The following is an 18,527-nucleotide window of genomic DNA, read 5'->3' on the forward strand; positions in this document are numbered from 1 at the left end:
CACTGCATGCCTATCCAATAACTCACAAGAAGGCGACGCTATGTCAGCTCAAGGCAAGTTCAAGAAACAGCTTTCCCTGATGGACCTGACCTTTATCGGGTTGGGTGCCATCTTTGGTTCGGGCTGGTTGTTTGCAGCCAGCCACGTATCTGCAATCGCAGGCCCAGCGGGCATCATTTCCTGGCTCATCGGCGGTTTCGCGGTGCTGCTGCTGGGCATTGTGTACTGCGAATTGGGCGCCGCATTGCCCCGCGCCGGCGGCGTGGTGCGCTACCCGGTCTACTCCCATGGCCCACTGCTGGGCTACCTGATGGGCTTCATCACCCTGATCGCGTTTTCCAGCCTGGTGGCCATCGAAGTGGTCGCCTCGCGCCAGTATGCGGCGGCGTGGTTTCCAGAGCTGACCAAGACCGGTTCCAGCGACCCGACTACCCTCGGCTGGCTGGTGCAATTCGCCCTGCTGTGCCTGTTCTTCGTGCTCAATTACCGCAGCGTGAAAACCTTCGCCATCGCCAATAACCTAGTCAGCGTCTTCAAGTTCATCGTGCCACTGTTGGTGATCGGTGTGCTGTTCACCTTCTTCAAACCGGCGAACTTCCAGGTGCAGGGTTTTGCGCCGTTCGGGCTGTCGGGCATCGAGATGGCGGTGTCGGCCGGTGGGGTGATTTTTGCCTACCTGGGCCTGACGCCGATCATCTCGGTGGCCAGTGAAGTGAAGAACCCGCAGCGCACGATTCCGATTGCCTTGATCCTTTCGGTGTTGTTGTCGACCGCCATCTACGTGCTGCTGCAAACCGCCTTCCTCGGTGGCGTGCCCACGGAAATGCTCGCCAATGGCTGGGCCGGGATCAGCAAGGAACTGGCGCTGCCTTATCGGGATATCGCCCTGGCGCTGGGCGTGGGTTGGTTGGCCTACCTGGTGGTGGCCGACGCGGTGATCTCACCCAGTGGCTGCGGCAATATCTACATGAACGCCACCCCTCGCGTGGTGTATGGCTGGGCGCAGACCGGCACGTTCTTCAAGATTTTCACGCGTATCGATGAGAAGTCCGGCATTCCACGCCCGGCGCTGTGGCTGACCTTTGGTTTGTCGGTGTTCTGGACCCTACCGTTTCCGTCCTGGGAAGCACTGATCAATGTGGTGTCTGCGGCGCTGATCCTCAGCTATGCCGTGGCCCCAGTGACTGTTGCCGCGCTGCGTCGCAATGCAACGCAGATGGCGCGGCCGTTCCGGGTCAAGGGCATGGCGGTGCTGGGTCCGCTGTCGTTCATCATCGCCGCGCTGATCGTGTACTGGTCCGGCTGGAGCACGGTGTCCTGGCTGCTCGGCCTGCAGATCCTCATGTTCGTGGTGTACCTGCTGTGCGCACGCTGGGTGCCGACTGCGCACCTCAATATCAAACAACAAGTGCGCTCGTCTGCCTGGCTGATCGGCTTCTATGCGGTGACCATCCTGCTGTCCAAGCTTGGCAGTTTTGGCGGCATCGGCGTGATCAGCCACCCGCTCGACACGATTGTCGTCGCCGTTTGCGCACTCGGCATTTACTACTGGGGCGCCGCCACTGGCGTACCGGCTCACCTGGTACGGCTGGAACACGAAGCCGATGAAAGCGAAGCGGTCGATGAACCTCACGCCCCGCTGACACCCGCGACTTACTGATTCAGGAGCCTTTTATGAAGCGACTGCATGTGATCGACTCCCACACCGGCGGCGAACCGACGCGCCTGGTCATGAGCGGTTTCCCGGCGCTGAGCGGCGCCACGATTGCCGATCAATTGCACAGCCTGCGCACCGAGCATGATCACTGGCGCCGTGCCTGCCTGCTGGAGCCGCGCGGCAACGATGTATTGGTCGGCGCGCTGTATTGCGAGCCCGTCACGCCGGGCGCGGTCTGTGGCGTGATCTTCTTCAACAACGCCGGTTACCTCGGCATGTGCGGCCACGGCACCATCGGCCTGGTCGCGTCGCTGCACCACTTGGGGCGCATCCAGCCCGGCGTGCACGCCATCGACACGCCTGTCGGTCCAGTGGAGGCCACGCTGCACACAGACGGCAGCGTGACGCTGTGCAATGTGCCCGCCTACCGGCTGCGCAAACAGGTGCCAGTGGAGGTGCCAGGGCATGGCGTGGTCTACGGCGATATCGCCTGGGGCGGCAACTGGTTTTTCCTGGTGTCGGACCATGGCCAACGCTTGCAGATGGACAACGTGGATGCGCTTACCGATTACACCTGGGCGATGCTCAAGGCCCTGGAGGATCAAGGCATTCACGGTGCGGATGGCGCGCTGATCGACCACATCGAACTGTTCGCCGATGACGACCTTGCCGACAGCCGCAACTTCGTGATGTGCCCCGGCAAGGCCTACGACCGCTCGCCCTGCGGCACCGGCACCAGCGCCAAGCTGGCCTGCCTGGCCGCCGATGAAAAACTCAAGCCCGGTGAAACCTGGACCCAAGCCAGCATCACCGGCAGCCAATTCGAAGGCCGCTATGAATGGGACGGCGAGCGCGTGCGGCCCTTCATCACCGGCAGCGCCTACATGACCGCCGACAGCACCTTACTGATCGACGAGCGCGACCCGTTTGCCTGGGGCATCTAAGCCCTTCCCTGTTTGTACTGAACGTTCCAAGGAGTTAGAACAATGAGCGACAACATCTTCACCGGCTGCATCCCCGCCCTGATGACCCCGTGCACCGCCGAGCGCAAACCGGACTTCGACGCCCTGGTCGCCAAAGGCCGGGAATTGATCGATATCGGCATGAGCGCCGTGGTGTACTGCGGCTCCATGGGCGACTGGCCGTTGCTCACCGAGGCCGAACGCCAGGAAGGCGTGGCACGCCTGGTGGCGGCCGGTGTACCGACCATCGTCGGCACCGGTGCGGTCAACAGCCGTGAAGCCGTGGCCCATGCCGCCCACGCCGCCAAAGTCGGCGCCCATGGCCTGATGGTGATTCCGCGCGTACTGTCCCGTGGTGCCTCCGCTACCGCACAGAAGGCGCACTTCTCGGCCATCCTCAAGGCTGCGCCAAACCTGCCTGCGGTGATCTACAACAGCCCCTACTACGGCTTCGCCACCCGCGCTGACCTGTTTTTTGAACTGCGCCGCGAACACCCGAACCTGATTGGCTTCAAGGAATTTGGCGGCGGCGCCGACCTGCGCTACGCCGCCGAACACATCACCTCCCAGGACGATAATGTGACCTTGATGGTCGGCGTGGACACCCAGGTGGTGCACGGCTTCGTCAACTGCAACGCCACCGGCGCCATCACCGGTATCGGCAACGCCCTGCCTCGGGAAGTGCTGCAACTGGTGGCCTTGAGCAAAAAAGCCGCCAAGGGCGATGCCAAGGCCCGTCGCCAGGCCCGAGAGCTGGAGGCCGCGCTGGCAGTACTGTCGTCCTTCGACGAAGGCTGCGACCTGGTGCTGTATTACAAGCACTTGATGGTACTTAACGGTGACAAAGGCTACGCCCTGCACTTCAATGAAACGGATGTGCTCAGCGACGCCCAGCGCCGTTATGCCGAGAACCAGTACGCACTGTTCCGCCAGTGGTACGCCAACTGGTCGGCGGAACAGAACGTCGCCTGACCCCCTTGCGCGCCGCTGCGGTTCTCGCAGCGGCCAACCCCTTTTCTAGCAGGACGACCCCATGACTCTGACGGGCAAAATGCTGATCGGTCAGCAACTCATTTCCGGAAACCGCGAGGCGATCCGGGCGATCAATCCCGCCACCGATACCCCCATGGAACCGGCCTATCCAGGCGGCGACGGCGAACAGGTGGCCCAGGCGTGTGCCTTGGCGTGGGCGGCGTTTGATAAGTACCGCGAAACGTCGCTGGAGGCGCGTGCCAGCTTTCTTGAAGCCATCGCCACGCAGATCGAAGCCCTGGGTGATGAGCTGATCGAACGTGCCGTTGCCGAAACCGGCCTGCCCCACGCGCGCATCCAAGGCGAACGCGGGCGCACCTGCGGCCAACTGCGCACCTTTGCTCGCACCGTACGCGCCGGGGAATGGCTGGATGTGCGGGTGGACCCTTCACAGCCGCAACGCCAGCCACTGCCTCGTCCAGACCTGCGCCAGCGCCATATCGCGCTGGGCCCGGTGGCCGTGTTCGGTGCGAGCAATTTCCCCCTGGCGTTTTCCGTAGCCGGTGGCGACACCGCCTCCGCGCTGGCCGCCGGTTGCCCAGTGGTGGTCAAGGCCCATGGCGCGCATCCGGGCACCAGTGAACTGGTGGGCCGGGCGGTGGCGCAGGCAGTCAAGGCTTGTGGCTTGCCCGAAGGCGTGTTTTCGCTGTTGTACGGTTCGGGACGCGAGGTGGGGATTGCGCTGGTCACCGATCCGCGCATCAAGGCGGTTGGTTTCACCGGCTCGCGCAGCGGTGGCGTGGCGTTGACCCAAGCGGCGCAGGCCCGGCCCGAGCCGATTCCGGTGTATGCGGAGATGAGTTCGATCAATCCGGTGTATCTGTTCCCAGCCGCACTCACCACACGCGGTGAAGCGTTGGCGAAAGGCTTTGTGGCGTCGCTGACTCAGGGTGCCGGGCAGTTTTGCACCAACCCAGGTTTGGTGATCGCCGTACAAGGGCCCGCGCTGGATCGTTTTATCGGCACGGCCAGTGAAATGCTGCCCAACTGTGCAGCGCAGACCATGCTGACCCCCGGCATTTTCAGTGCCTTCGATGCAGGCGTGGCCGCACTGACAGAACACGCCAAGGTGGCGGCAAAAGGGTTGCCAGCAGAAGGCCCCAACAGAGGCCAAGCCCACCTGTTCGTGACTCAGGCCAAGGATTTTTTAGCCAATGAACACCTGCAAGCCGAAGTCTTCGGCGCCGCTTCATTGATCGTCGTATGCGCCAATAACCAAGAGATGCATCAGGTTTCCGAGCACTTGGAGGGCCAACTGACCGCCACCTTACAGATGGATGACGAAGATCTGCCAAGCGCCAAAGCCCTGCTGCCGTTGCTTGAGCGCAAGGCCGGGCGCCTGCTGGTCAATGGTTGGCCGACGGGTGTGGAAGTCTGTGATGCCATGGTGCATGGCGGCCCCTTCCCCGCCACGTCAGACTCGCGCAGCACCTCGGTGGGCACGGCGGCGATCCAACGGTTTTTGCGACCGGTGTGTTATCAGGACTTCCCCGATGCGCTGTTGCCTGCTGCACTCCAGCACGGCAACCCGTTGCTGCTGCGGCGCCTGCTCGATGGCCAGAGGGAGGCGTAGGCCATGTCCGATGCGGATATCGTCGTGGTCGGCGCCGGCATTATCGGCGTCGCCTGCGCGCTGCAACTGGCGCGTCAGGGCCAGCAAGTGCGGGTAGTCGACCCGCAGGAACCCGGCATGGGCGCGTCCTATGGCAACGCCGGGCACTTGGCGACCGAACAGGTGTTCCCCATTGCCGACCTGTCGATCCTCAAGCGCTTGCCCGGCATGCTGCTGGACCCCATGGGCCCGCTGCGCCTGGATTGGAAATACCTGCCGCGCGCCCTGCCCTGGTTCGTGCGCTTGTTGCTGAACCTGCGCCCAGCGAGTTACCAGCGCACGGTCGCGGGTATCCGTACGCTCAATGAAGGTAGCCTGGGTGCGTGGCAGCGCCTGCTGCACAGCATCGGGCAGCCGGAGTTGTTGCGCGAGGACGGCTCGCTGCTGGTGTTTGAGCGGGCGGAATCACGGGAAGCCCTCAATGCCTTGCAGCAGCGCATGCAACAGCAGCAAGTGCCGGTCACGTTCTGGTCCGGCGATGCCATACGCCAGGCTGCACCGCAGTTGAGCGACAACATTCAGGGCGGGCTGTTTTTCCCCGGCACCGGGCACTTTATTGATCCTTACCACGTGGTCTGCGAACTGGTGCGTGCGGCCAAGGCCAGCGGCGTGCAGTTTCTTAAACGCCACGTGCTGGATGGCCGCGTCGACGCACAAGGCGTTTCACTCACCACTGACCAGGGACCGCTGTCCGCGCGCCAGGTGCTGATCGCCTGCGGCGCCCACTCGGCCAAACTGACCGCCGCCCTGACCGGCAAAAAAGTCCCGCTGGACACGGAGCGCGGCTACCACCTGATGCTGCCCCATGAACACCATCGCCTGCCGTTTGCCGTCACTTCCCTGGAACGAAAATTCATCATGACCCCCATGACCGACGGCCTGCGCCTGGCCGGCACGGTGGAATTCGCCGGCCTCGATCGCCCGGCGAATATGCAGCGCGCCTGGCAGTTGCATCGGTTGAGCCAGGGGTTGTTTCGCGAGGACCTGAGTGCAGAAGGTGCAACTTCGTGGATGGGGTTCCGGCCGTCGTTGCCGGATTCATTGCCCGTGATTGATCGGGTGTGTGATGGGAAGGTGCTGCTTGCGTTTGGGCATCAGCATCTGGGGTTGACGCAGGCGGCGGTGACGGCGGAATGGGTTGGGGAGTTGGCATTACCAACGAATAAGCCGACGCCCATACAGTATCGACTGAGCCGATTTTAACGAATGAATGAAGAATCAGAGACGTCCTACATGACGCGTAGGACATACTCTATCGTTTTAATGAGTACCTCTGAAAGGCGGATTTCAGCGGGTTATAACGCATTGACGATGCGCTTCCCCAAGGAACGGGCTCGCTGGTCTTTGGGCTCATAAACATTACGTGACGATTCTGCGCTTTATCGCCGAAACACAGCTGTTAAATCAGAAGCGGCCCCTCCGGATGAGACCGCGACCGTGAAAAAACAACTATCGACTGCCACAGTGAGCGGTTGGTGCTGGGTTGGCAAACTGACACCGCCGTTGTTACTGCTGACATCCTTGCCTCGACAGCCGCTGCTTGATGCGTTCCATGCACGAATCAAAGGTCCATTGACTCTGGTGGTCGCACCCGCTGGGTACGGCAAGACGACGCTCCTCATGCAGTGGCGTCAATCCCTTTTATCAACTGCGAGGCCCGCCGTCATTGCCTGGCTTTCATTGGATGAGGCCGACAGTGACCCCAATCGCTTCCTGTCGTATCTAATCCTTACGCTGGACCGTGCAGGGCTTGATCTTGGACATTTGGTGCGGCTTGCTCACGACCAGTCACTGGATGCTCAACCGCACCGCACGATTACTGCCCTGCTCCACGCAATTGCCAGGGAAAATAGACAGGTCACGTTGTTTCTTGACGATTATCACGTGGCGGCTACCCCGCAACTCAACGTCATCGTACAGGCTCTGCTTGAACAGGCTGCCCCGTGGATGGAATGGGTGGTGGCTGTACGCATTCGCCCTGACTGGCCGCTGACGCAATGGAAGGCCAATGGTTGGGTGCACGAAGTCTCGGCACACGCCTTGATGCTTACGAAGGCAGAAACCGCAGCCATACTAGGGCCCGATATTCCGCCCGCCGAACTCGCTCACCTACATGATAAAACCGAAGGCTGGGCAGTAGCCGTGCAGCTGGCACGCCTGTGGCGGACCAACGGCGATACTTCGTTGAATAGCCTCGCTGCGTTCTCGGGACGCGTCACCGATATTGCTGATTACCTGACGGGACAAGTGGTGCAACGCTTATCCGCAGTGTGCCAGGCTTTTTTGCGCGACATGGCGCTTCTGGAGCGCTTCAACGCCGAGTTGGCCGATTCGGTACGTGAACGTCACGACAGCGCACAGTTACTGAGGCAACTGGCCCACCTCGATGCTCTATTGGTGCCGTTGGATGCCAGCCGTCAGTGGTTTCGCTTCCACCGGTTGCTGCAGGACTTTCTCAAACAGAGCATTGATGCAAGTGCCGCGCGGGACATTCACTATGCAGCAGCACAATGGTTGGCTGAAGAAAAGGACTGGATTCAGGCGGTCGCTTATGCGCTACGTGCCCGTGATACGCGACTGGCAGTGGATCTGGTCGTACGTGCCGGCAGCTGGAAAGTAGTGCTTTTCCACGGTATTCGTTACGCCCAAAGCCTGCTGCAGCAGTTTGACAAACAAACCCTGGGGGCCGAGCCGGATCTTCTATTGCTCCAAGCGTACTTGCACGCCAAGCTAGGCGAGCACGCGCTTGCAGGCCAATCACTCGGCCTCGTCCAAGACAGAACCCGCAATGATCAACGTCTGGCAGGCGACTTTCATGTGGTTCAGACCCTCGCTTGCGCCTATGTGGACTGCTTTGATCTACCTCAATACGACGGCATCCCAAGCGAAAACCTGCTGGCCATCGGCACACTTGAGTGTGTACATGCCTTGCAGGCATTGACCGAGGGCCAACTGCCGCTGGCCCTGCGGATCATTCGTTCGGCACACATCAAGATGCGTCTGATCGCCTGCCCGCGGGGTGAAAACTATTGCCGGGTTCATGAGGCACAGGTGCTGGCACTGGCGGGTGATATTCCGGCGTCAGCGCAGATGGTTGAAAATGCATTGGTCGTCGCCGTCAACCAGTTCGGCAACGAAAGCTCAGTACGGGCGCTGGTAGGTTGTCTCAAGGCACAGCACCTGTATTGGCAAGGTGACTGGACCGAGGTCATGCCTTGGGTGCGTGATGGCTGGACCTCTCTGGAACACACCGATGGTTGGCTGGACATCGCGGCAGGGACTGCTGAGGTGGCTTGGCGCACAGTGCTGCGAACCCAAGGCATGCAGCCGGCGCTGCTCGAGCTGGAGCATGTGTCACAGCTCGCCATTGCGCGAAATTGGCGAAGGCTGGAGCAATTGGTTGGAGCCTGGCGTGTGGATCTTCTGGTGCAAGCAGGATTTCTGTCTCAGGCCCGTCAAGAATCATTGGCTGCGCACCTGGAAAGTGCCGCGGACAACGCCCAGGACTGGCGCAACCAAGAAGCATCAATGCTGGCATTGGCCAAACTGCAGTTTGCAACAGGCGCTTCCAGTGCGGCGCTCAACCGACTCGTACAAGGAGCACGCAGCTTGCAGCACAGCGGCTTGCAAATGCCTGCGTGGCGCCTGCAGGTACTGACACTGACGGCGTTTGGCAAGGGGCATGCTATCGAGCACGACGCCACGCTTGCATCAATTCCTGAACAGCTATTACCAGGCCTGTTACTGGAGGCCGGGCCCTGTTTGCTGCCTGCATTGGAAGCCTGTGTCGATATCAATGGACGCCTGACCGCAATCATCACTCGGCTGCGCGGTTGGCGTGCCCATCCCGTTCGCTCACGCATGCCCTTTAGCGCAAAGGAGACGCAAATCCTGTCTCTGCTCGTCGAAGGTCAAACTAACAAAGCGATTGCCCAGGGTATGGATATTTCCGAAAACACCGTGAAATTCCACCTCAAACACATATTTTCCAAACTGCGCGTCGATAACCGGACATCAGCCATAGCGGCGGCTTTGCGACTTGGCGTAGTGGGTCCCCCGCATTAGTCACCAACCTACCCGGATGGGTAGTCGCTATGCGCCCTGCCGCCCAGACCTACCCGCGCCGCGCATAGCCGTCAGCTGACGGCCCGCCCTAGCATCCATGAACACCAGCGAGAAGCCCTCTTCTGGCTAAAAAAACTCAAATACAGCAGGAGATGCCCTGTGGGAATGGACGGCAAAACAGTGCGTGTAGCCACCGACGTCGGCGGTACTTTCACCGACCTTGTGTACTTCGAAAACGATCCCGCCACCGGTGAACAGCAGATTCGTACCGCCAAAGTCGACACCACTCCGCCGAACTTTGCGCAAGGTGTACTCAACGTTATCCGTAAAGCCGACGTCGACTTGAGCACCGTGGATTTCCTGGCCCACGGCACCACGGTGGTGATCAATGCGCTGACCGAGCGCCGGGGGGTCAAGACCGGATTGATCACCACCCAAGGCTTTCGAGATGTGCTGGAAATCGCCCGCGCCAATCGCCCGGATTACTTCAACCTCAAATGGGTCAAACCTGCGCCCTTTGTGCCGCGCTACTTGCGCCGCGAAGTATCCGGACGTCTGCACACCAACGGACAAGAGCGGGAACCTCTGGATCTCTCACAAATCAGCGGGATACTCGACGCTTTCCGCGCCGACGGCGTAGAAGCCATAGCAATCTGCCTGCTGCATGCCTACGCCAACCCCGTCCATGAACAAGCGGTTCTGGCGCTGATACGCGAGCTCTGGCCAGACGTCTCTGTAGTCGCTTCCCATCAGATCACCCGCGAATGGCGCGAGTATGAACGCTCAAGCACTACCGTGCTGTCAGCCTACGTTCAGCCCATTGCTGCACGCTACCTCGACGATCTGGCAAACGGTTTGCGCGAAGGCGGCTACAAAGCCCCGCTGTACATCATGCAGTCCAACTGTGGCGTCGACAGTGTGCAGCACGCCAGGGATATTCCGATCACCATGGTCGAATCCGGTCCAGCCAGTGGTTTCTGGGCGGCGGCCGAACTGGGACGAATGATCAACGAGCCTAACGTGTTAGGGCTGGATATTGGCGGAACAACGGCAAAATGCGCCTTGATCCGCAACGGGCAAGTGACGATCAAGACCGATTACTGGATTGAGCGCAACCGCACCAACGCTGGCTACCCGATAATGGTGCCCGTGGTCGACCTGGTGGAAATTGGCAATGGTGGTGGATCCATCGCCTGGGTCGACGATTTCGACAAGCTGCACGTCGGGCCTCAGTCTGCTGGCGCTACGCCAGGGCCCGCGGCCTACGGCAACGGTGGGACGCAAATTACTACGACCGACGCCAACTTGATGCTTGGGCGCATCAATCCGGATTACTTCTGCGGCGGCAACGTGAAGGCTGACCTGCCAGCGGTATCGCAGGGCCTGAACGCTCTAAGCCAGCGCCTGCAATTGTCGGCGGATGAGGTGGCGCGCGGCATCGTGCGGTTGGCCAACGACAATATGGTCAATGCGTTGAAGCTGGTTTCGCTGAGCCGTGGGCACGACCCACGAGAGCTGACGTTGATGGCGTTTGGTGGCGGTGGCGCTATGCACGCTGTGGCCTTGGCCCAGGAGCTAGGCGTCAAGAAGGTCATCGTGCCGCGCAGCGCTTCGGTGTTTTCCGCCTGGGGAATGACGCTCTCGGATTTGCGCCGTGACCTGTTTATCAATCGCTTTGTGGAAACCTCAGACTGCAACACGCTTGAGCAAGCGCAGCAGTTTCTCGAAGGACTGATGCACTCCGCCCGTGAGCAATTCGTCGCAGAATCAATTCCCCCGCAGCACGTCGAGCTCCACGTGCACTGCAAACTGCGTTACCAGAATCAGGAGCACTCCGTCGAGGTACTGCTCAACCCACACGAGCGTCTGAACGCAGATTGGGCAGTCATCGAGCAACGCTTTCATGGCGCTTACGAGCAGCACTACACCTACCGTCTGGAAGCCCCGCTGGAGATCATCGGTTTCCACCTGATTGCCGTCGCCCAGATCGGCAAGCTACAGCCGCAGGCACAACCCATCAGCGGTCGACCGGTAAGCGAAGCCTGTAAAGGAATGCGGTTGGTGGACTACGCCCAGGAGGGTATCCACGAAGCATTCCTCTACGACTACGACTTACTTGAGCCCCAAATGACCTTTTCGGGTCCGGCCATCGTTGAGGACGCCGGCACCACGGTGGTGGTGCACCCCGGAAACCGGGTGCACGTGGATCGCCTTGGCAACCTGCACATCATGATCAACGGCTGAAGGAGCATTGCTATGAATACCCTCGACATCTTCACCCGCGACATCATCCAGAACTCACTCCAGGCGATTGCCGACGAGATGTTCAGCGCAATGCGTAACGCTGCGATGAGCCCGGTGATCTATGAAGTGCTGGACATGGGCACAGGCATCACCGACGCCCAAGGCGAGATCGCCAGTTCGGGTGCAGGCATTCCGGCATTTGTGGGCGTACTGGACAAGGCGGTAAAAAAAATCCTGCTGCATCATCCCCAGACCAGCGACATCGAGGATGGCGATGTTTTCATCAGCAACGACCCCCACGACGGCGCTGTTACCCATCTGAACGACGTAGTGCTGGCCATGCCCGTATTTGCCAACGGCCAGTTGGTCGCCTGGACCGCCAACATAGCCCATTGGAACGATGTCGGCGGCAGAGTACCCGGCTCGCTCTCCACAGACGCCACGGATATCTTTCAAGAAGGCCTGCGTCTGGCGTCGGTCAAGCTGATCAGCAAAGGGCAACCAATCCGCTCGGTATTACAGATTTTACACGCCAACACGCGCATGCCGGACTTTATGGAGGGTGACCTGTGGGCCGGCGTGGCCGCCGTGCGTAACGGTGCGAAGCGTTTGCGCGAATTGAACGACAAGTACGGCAGCGCACTGTTTTTGCTAGCGATGAAAGACTTCATGGACCTGGGCGAGAAGGTCTCGCTCAAGGCGCTGGCTACATTGCCTGCCGGCCAGTTCAGCCTAGAGGAAGTGCAAGACGATGGCAGCGTGTTCAAGGTGCGCATCGATATCCGCGACACCGAACTGGTGATTGATCTGCGCGAAAACCCCGACCAATGCCTTGGGCCGACCAACTTGAGCCGCGACGGTGCAGTGGTTGCGGCGCAGATGGCTTTCAAGGCACTCACCGCCCCCCAAGGTATTACCAATGGCGGCACCTTTCGCCCCCTCAGAGTGCTGACTCGACCCGGCTCATTGTTCGATGCCCAATTGCCGGCCGCTGAAGGCTTCTATTTCGAGAACCTGATTCGGGTTCATGACCTGATCCTGTGCTGCCTGGCACAGCAGTTCCCGGACCGTTTGCCTGCCGGCAATTTCGCCTCGGTGTGTGCCACGATCATTGGCGGCGTTCACCCGGAAACAGGGCGCATGTTCACTTTGGTTGAGCCGGAAATCGGCGGCTGGGGCGCCGATTCTAGTCGCGACGGCAACAATGCCGTGTATTCCGGACTGCATGGAGAAACCTACAACTGCCCTGTTGAAGTCTGTGAGGCGCGCTATGGGCTGTATGTCGAACAGCTTGCGCTGAATGACGAACCGGGTGGGCATGGCCAGTTCCGTGGCGGCCGTGGCATCTGTATCGACTATCGGATTCTCGCGGATGGCAGCTTCATGACCTGCGGCTATACCCGCTCGGTCATACCGCCTTGGGGACTGGAGCAAGGTGCAGAAGGAACACCCAATTACGTAGAAGTCGTCAGCAAGGATGGCGAGCGCCAGCGCTACAGCATGGCCAGCGGTATCACCTTGAATGCCGGTGATCTGGTCAAGGTGCGCACCGGTGCAGGCGGCGGTTATGGCTGCGCGCGCCAACGTGATCCAGCCGCAGTACGCGATGATCTGAAGAACGGTTATGTCGATGCCGCATCCGCACATTCAGTGTACGGCCTGACGATCTGACACGGACCTTCAGCCCTCAAGAACAACAACAAAAAGAGAGCATTACCATGAACCTGAATCACTCATCTCGTCTATGGGTAGCGCCCACGCTTGCCTGTTTTTTGGGTATCACCGCCCCGGCACAAGGCGAACAATTCATCGGTTTCGCCCAACCAGGCGAACCAGGGAAGTGGGCGTTGGAATCGTTCCCTGTGTTCAGTCGGACCACGAATGGCGACGTGCGCGCAGGCAGCAATACGGTACTGGCGTACTTCTCCGAAACCGGGTTTACCGGAACGCAGCGCGACCAGCTGCAGTTTTGGGTCGGTGCCGACGCCGGCTATACCGGCAGCAACGCCTCTCGCAACAACGGTGCCTGGGGAGTTGCCTCGCCAAACCTGGGCCTGGCCTATTACTACAACGTGGTTGAACCCACCAGTGCGTATGGCGCTGACGACTTCACCACCTTCTGGGTTAACCCTACGCTTTCTCTGGAGTTTCCCAACGGTAACGATGAGGGGTCTGGTTACGGTGCCTTTGCCAACCGCTACGGGGCCAGCTTCAGCGTGGCCAATTACCTGCGCGTCGGACGGTTTGCTGCCACGTTTACCCCCGTTGGCATCCACTACGCCTCGCGCAACCGCCACAGCACCGACCTGGGCGATGGCAACCCGGTCAACCTGCGTGGCGGTATCAGTTTCTGGCTGGCGGACATTGCCGCCGGATATCTGGTGACCGATGACTTATGGCTTGGCCTGCATCACTCCTACCACATCAACAACCGCTCGGCGTCGGATTTCAAAGAGTCCCGTGAAGGCAAGATCGGCCCAGCGATGACCTACACAGGCTTTTCCAAACAGAAGTTCTATCTGTCGGCAAACCTGAACTTCGATTACTACCACAGCGACAACCTGCCCTATTCCAATAGCTTGACCATGGCCCTGGTGAAGTTTTTCTAGGGCCATTCAGCCCATCTATCGAGGAATACCGTATGGACAGCAACTTCCACATCGCGCCGCAAGACATGCCAGTAACCGTGCGCTGGCTCAACCCTATTGGTTGCCCGACATTCGATGAGCCAATTGCTCACCTGTTGCACAGCATCAAACAGCCTTCCACCCAGGTGGAAGTGGTGTCTTTTGACATGCCCCACAGCCCTACTCACTTGGAATATCGCGCTTACGAGGCGCTCACCTACGAACGCACCGTGCGCATCGCCCGCGATTGCGCACGGGAGGGTGTGGACGCCTTGGTGCTTGGCTGTTTTTACGACCCGGCATTGGAAGATGCCCGAGAAATTTCCGGAGAAACGCTAGTGGTTGCGCCCTGTCAGGCGAGCTTGCAAGTGGTAGAACACCTGGCGAACCGTTTTTCGATCATTGTTGGCCGCACTAAGTGGATCGAACAGATGCGTGCCCGCGTGCAAGGCTACGGCGCGGGCGACCGGTTAGCGTCGTTGAGGCCGCTGGGCATGGGCGTAGATGAGTTCCAGCTAGATCACGCCGTGACCCGCCGCAAGATCATCGAACAGGCCCATCGCGCCGTTGAAGACGATGGCGCCGAGGCAATCATCCTGGGCTGCACCATCGAATTTGGTTTCTTCGAGGAGGTACAGCGTGAAGTTGGCGTGCCCGTGATAGACCCGGTGGTGGCGGCCTTTAAAGTGGCCGAATCCATGGCAGGCATGAAGCGCAGATTTGGTTGGCGACCGAGTCGGGTAGGCAGCTGCGAGCCCCCTCCAGAAGCTGAGATTCAACGATTTGGTCTGTTCCAGGGCCCTGCGCCCATTGGCAACCGTATAAAAGCCTGACTTCCAAAAGGATAGCCGCCATGAGTGATAGACCCTCCACGTTCCACCCGGAACAATCCATACCGGGGGCAGGTGCGCGCAGTCACAACGTAGGGGATGTCTTTAAGGACGTCCCCCTGACGCGCACGCACCTGCAATGCTGCCTGGTGTTGTTTTTTGTGTTTGCGATTGAAGCGTGGGAGATGATGATCATCGTCTACACCTCACCCTTGATTGCAGCCGAGTTTTCCCTGGATGCACTTGCCGTAGGCCACCTGATCAGCGCCATGTTCATCGGCATGCTGGTGGGGGCGCTGGCGTGGGGCAAAGTGGCCGAACGTATCGGCCGCAAGCGCGCGATTGTCTGGAGCCTGGGCAGCTATGGCGTGATCTCCCTGGCAAGCGCGTTTGCGCCTGACTATTCGACGCTGTACGCCCTCCGTTTGCTCTCCGGCGTCGCTGCAGTCGGAATGATGGTGGTGACGTTTGCTCACTTTCAGGAGCTGTTGCCTGTTCGCCACCGCGGTGCGTTGACGGTGTTTCTCGCTTCTGGCTGGCCGATCGGAATGCTACTCGCACTGGGCGCCACGGTGTGGCTGCTCCCTTACGGATGGCGGGCGATTATCGTGTTGAGTTCACTCGGTGGCTTATGGGCAATTGCGGTGGCACGCTGGGTGCCAGAATCACCGTATTGGCTTGCGTCGATGGGTAGACAAGCAGACGCCAGAGCGACAATTGATACGCTGAGTCAAGGCAAGGTGCAACTTCCGGAAAGTTGTACATTACAAGTGGATCGCAGCGTATCGGGCAGCCAACGAGAGTTGTTCAGCCGCGCACTGCTCAAAGTCAGCCTGCTGCAGATTACCGTCAACTTCACATTTTCCTGGGGGTATTGGGGCTTGCAGACCTGGTTGCCCACATTGCTCCAGCAGCGTGGGCTGAGCCTGCCTCAAAGCTACGGTTTTATTGCCCTGTCTGCACTGTGCATGATTCCAGGATATGTCGCCGCATCATATCTGACGGGACGTTTCGGGCGTAAAAAAGTCATCGTCGCCTTTATCAGCGCATCCGTGCTGGCAGGCTACGGCTTCGCCAATGCACACACCCTCGAAATGCTCTACGTGAGCAACTTTGCCCTGGCATTTTTCAGCCTGGGTGCTTGGGGCGTATGGGGAGCCTGGATCGGTGAGTTGTACCCCACACCACTGCGCACGGTCGGCTACGGCTGGGCTATTTTCGCGCAACGCGTGGCAAATGTGCTGGCTCCATCGCTGATCGGAGCGCTGATTGCCCTTGGATCATCGTTCAACCTGACGACCACTATCATCAATGCGTTTCTACTGGTCACGGTAATACTCGTCGTATTCATCCCCGAAACAGAGGGCAAAGCATTGAGCTAGTGCCGTCTTGCCTGATTGCCGAGTCCGACGGATCTCATCGTCGGCATCTGGCAGCCATCGGCCCCAAAGTCAGGCTGAATAGGAAATCGCACATTGCAGGGTTCCTGACGTGGTTCAGGGGCCTGCATGCCTTTCAAGGATGGAGTTGTCATGGACAGTAAAGAACCAGTACCAAGCAAACTGATATTCCCTATGCAACGGGGACCTTTTCAGAATAATGGGGCCTCGCCCTGGTATTGCACTATCAGACTCGGTACGCCCGCCCAGTCGCTCAAGTTTTCCCTCGACTCGGGCACTAATATGAGTTGGGTCACCTCGACCCTTTGTCCTGCCGAACAGTGTGTGCATTCTGGAGGTGGCCGTTTTGATATCGAGGCTTCCAGCACCTTTGCTTTTACTGACTGCGTGCGTCGGCCCTACAGTTTTGGGCCGTGGGGCACGATGCAGGTGGAGTCAGCCTCAGACATACTGACCTTGCCTAACGATGCACGCCTCGACAGCGAACTTTTTCTTGCAGCGGCGTACGAGGGTGACCAATTCAAGGCGCTGGACTGGGATGGGGGCCTGGGCCTGCCGTGCAGCAGCGCCTATGTGGAGGGCCGCAGCTCATTTGTGTTCCAGACGTTAATGCGCGAAGGCCAACTTGACCCCGCCCAGCCTTTCGTCGCGTTTGACTGGGATGCAGTGAGACACAGTGGAAGCTGTCAAATGGGTGCTATCGACCCATCTAAAGCACAAGGCCCCCACCTGTTCTTACCCTGGTCTGTTTATAACGCGTTACCTGGAGTGGAATACATCTGGTCAACCGAATTGAAATCCTATTCAGTCGGTTCAGAAAAACTGCGTTCCAATATCAAGTTCGCTCTCGACTCTGGCTCATCGCAGTTCAAAGGTGACTCTGCGCTCATGCGCGAAACACTTGCTCGTATCGCTCAAGGCAACCAACCTGACATCCTGCTGGAGTTCGCGGACGGGCAAATGACGCTTGGCAGCGACCTCTATAACTGCCGGGTTGAAGCAGGGCCGCAACAGGGCCAAACAGTTCCTCAGTTCGCACCACTGGGCCTGACCGATCTGGTATTGGTAGGTTCGTTGGTCATGGAGTACTGCTACACCCTCTATGAGTATCAAGTGGTGAAATGCAATCGCGAGGTTTATTCACTGGCGCCTGTGGGAGTCTGGCTATTCAATCGCCCGGAAGGTCCACAGATCATTACGCGGTCTTCGTCGAAGCCCTTCATGCCTGGCGCGAGGGCGGTAGGCGACAGAAAGCTCACCCTGCCGGGCCCCGCTTTCGAAACGGCCACGGTCGCTGGAGCCTGGCGAAACGACTATGGCTCGGTGATGACTCTGGCAGTGGCAGGGCAGCAAATCACCGGCACTTATCGATCTTCGACCGGCTCAACGGGTGAGTATTCAGTCATAGGATGCCTATCAGGCTCAGACGCCTCACGCGCTAAAACTCAGCCGCTGGCTATGGCGATTGAATGGCATGACCTTGGCGACGGAACCCAGGACCCCAGTTGGAACTGGGCCTCGGGTTTAAGTGGACAGCTGAGTGTGACGGACCAAGGCGATGTGCTCACATTGAATCACGTGCTGGTCGCGACCAGCGACTTTGCGGAGTTGGCTCGTCAGGGCAATTATATCGACAAGTTGGTTTACAGGCGGCTCGAACCGCAAGCCCCTAGCAGGCCGAATGCCAACATCGAACCCTTGTCCATTGAAAACAACTTGGCTGGGCAGTGGGTCGCGGCTGAAGGATCTTCGTTAGTACTGAGTGTTCACAGCGACAGCAAAAAGCGCTTTGGTATTGTCCAGGGTTCCTTCAAAGGTCGGGAGGCCAGCGCCGAGGTCACTGGCTTCACTGATATCAATGCGTTGCAGAGTACAATCTCGCTTCAATCCGTTAGCCTTACCGTCGCCATCCATCATGACAACACAGTTTGCACACTGATTGGCACCTTAGATTTGGTGGCCGACATACTGAGCCTGCTGATACTGACTAGCTCGGCTATCGCTCCCGGACAGGCTTACTTGGCGACACAGATTTCATCTCTGCATTTCAAGCGGATTTCATGAGTAAGGCGCTAATTCTCGGCCTCTTCGGTGAGTG

12 protein-coding genes are annotated in these 18,527 nt (G+C 59.4%); all 12 read left to right on the top strand.

All coding sequences use genetic code 11. The annotated features are described in order from the left end of the window. Nucleotides 1–40 precede the first annotated feature (40 nt). The 12 genes from AYR47_RS23110 (at nt 41) to AYR47_RS23165 (ending at nt 18,493) form a co-directional block, all read left to right on the top strand. Entirely contained in the window at nt 41–1,660 is a 1,620-nt protein-coding gene (locus AYR47_RS23110) for an APC family permease (RefSeq protein ID WP_061437045.1), read from the top strand. Between the two features lie 14 nt (nt 1,661–1,674). Beyond that, nucleotides 1,675–2,601, top strand: a complete 927-nt coding sequence (locus AYR47_RS23115; protein ID WP_061437047.1) for a 4-hydroxyproline epimerase — start codon at nt 1,675–1,677, stop codon at nt 2,599–2,601. 42 nt (nt 2,602–2,643) lie between these two features. Beyond that, nucleotides 2,644–3,591, top strand: coding sequence for a dihydrodipicolinate synthase family protein (locus AYR47_RS23120; protein ID WP_061437049.1), 948 nt, complete (start codon nt 2,644–2,646; stop codon nt 3,589–3,591). 61 nt (nt 3,592–3,652) lie between these two features. Then, on the top strand, nt 3,653–5,224 hold the full coding sequence (locus tag AYR47_RS23125; RefSeq protein ID WP_061437051.1) for an aldehyde dehydrogenase (NADP(+)): 1,572 nt from the start codon (nt 3,653–3,655) through the stop codon (nt 5,222–5,224). A gap of 3 nt (nt 5,225–5,227) precedes the next feature. Next, nucleotides 5,228–6,466 (top strand): NAD(P)/FAD-dependent oxidoreductase, encoded by a 1,239-nt coding sequence (locus AYR47_RS23130; RefSeq protein ID WP_061437053.1) that lies wholly within the window; start codon nt 5,228–5,230, stop codon nt 6,464–6,466. A gap of 234 nt (nt 6,467–6,700) precedes the next feature. Further along, the gene (locus tag AYR47_RS23135) at nt 6,701–9,328 is read left to right on the top strand and encodes a LuxR C-terminal-related transcriptional regulator (RefSeq protein ID WP_237142501.1); all 2,628 of its coding nucleotides are present in this window, start codon (nt 6,701–6,703) and stop codon (nt 9,326–9,328) included. Nucleotides 9,329–9,493: 165 nt separating this feature from the next. Beyond that, a complete protein-coding gene (locus tag AYR47_RS23140) occupies nt 9,494–11,572 on the top strand; it encodes a hydantoinase/oxoprolinase family protein (RefSeq protein ID WP_061437055.1) in 2,079 nt (692 codons plus the stop codon). 12 nt (nt 11,573–11,584) lie between these two features. Continuing rightward, complete coding sequence (locus AYR47_RS23145; RefSeq protein ID WP_033903002.1) at nt 11,585–13,243, top strand: hydantoinase B/oxoprolinase family protein; 1,659 nt, start codon at nt 11,585–11,587, stop codon at nt 13,241–13,243. A 47-nt stretch (nt 13,244–13,290) separates the two neighbouring features. Beyond that, on the top strand, nt 13,291–14,181 hold the full coding sequence (locus AYR47_RS23150; protein WP_033903003.1) for a hypothetical protein: 891 nt from the start codon (nt 13,291–13,293) through the stop codon (nt 14,179–14,181). A 32-nt stretch (nt 14,182–14,213) separates the two neighbouring features. Next, nucleotides 14,214–15,032: an aspartate/glutamate racemase family protein gene (locus AYR47_RS23155; protein WP_033903004.1), complete on the top strand. Its 819-nt coding sequence runs from the start codon at nt 14,214–14,216 to the stop codon at nt 15,030–15,032. A gap of 20 nt (nt 15,033–15,052) precedes the next feature. Continuing rightward, the gene (locus tag AYR47_RS23160) at nt 15,053–16,411 is read left to right on the top strand and encodes an MFS transporter (protein WP_033903005.1); all 1,359 of its coding nucleotides are present in this window, start codon (nt 15,053–15,055) and stop codon (nt 16,409–16,411) included. A 150-nt stretch (nt 16,412–16,561) separates the two neighbouring features. Further along, nucleotides 16,562–18,493 (top strand): avidin/streptavidin family protein, encoded by a 1,932-nt coding sequence (locus AYR47_RS23165; RefSeq protein WP_061437057.1) that lies wholly within the window; start codon nt 16,562–16,564, stop codon nt 18,491–18,493. Nucleotides 18,494–18,527 lie beyond the last annotated feature (34 nt).

It is taken from the genome of Pseudomonas azotoformans (assembly GCF_001579805.1).
In the GTDB taxonomy this organism is placed as follows: domain Bacteria; phylum Pseudomonadota; class Gammaproteobacteria; order Pseudomonadales; family Pseudomonadaceae; genus Aquipseudomonas; species Aquipseudomonas azotoformans_A.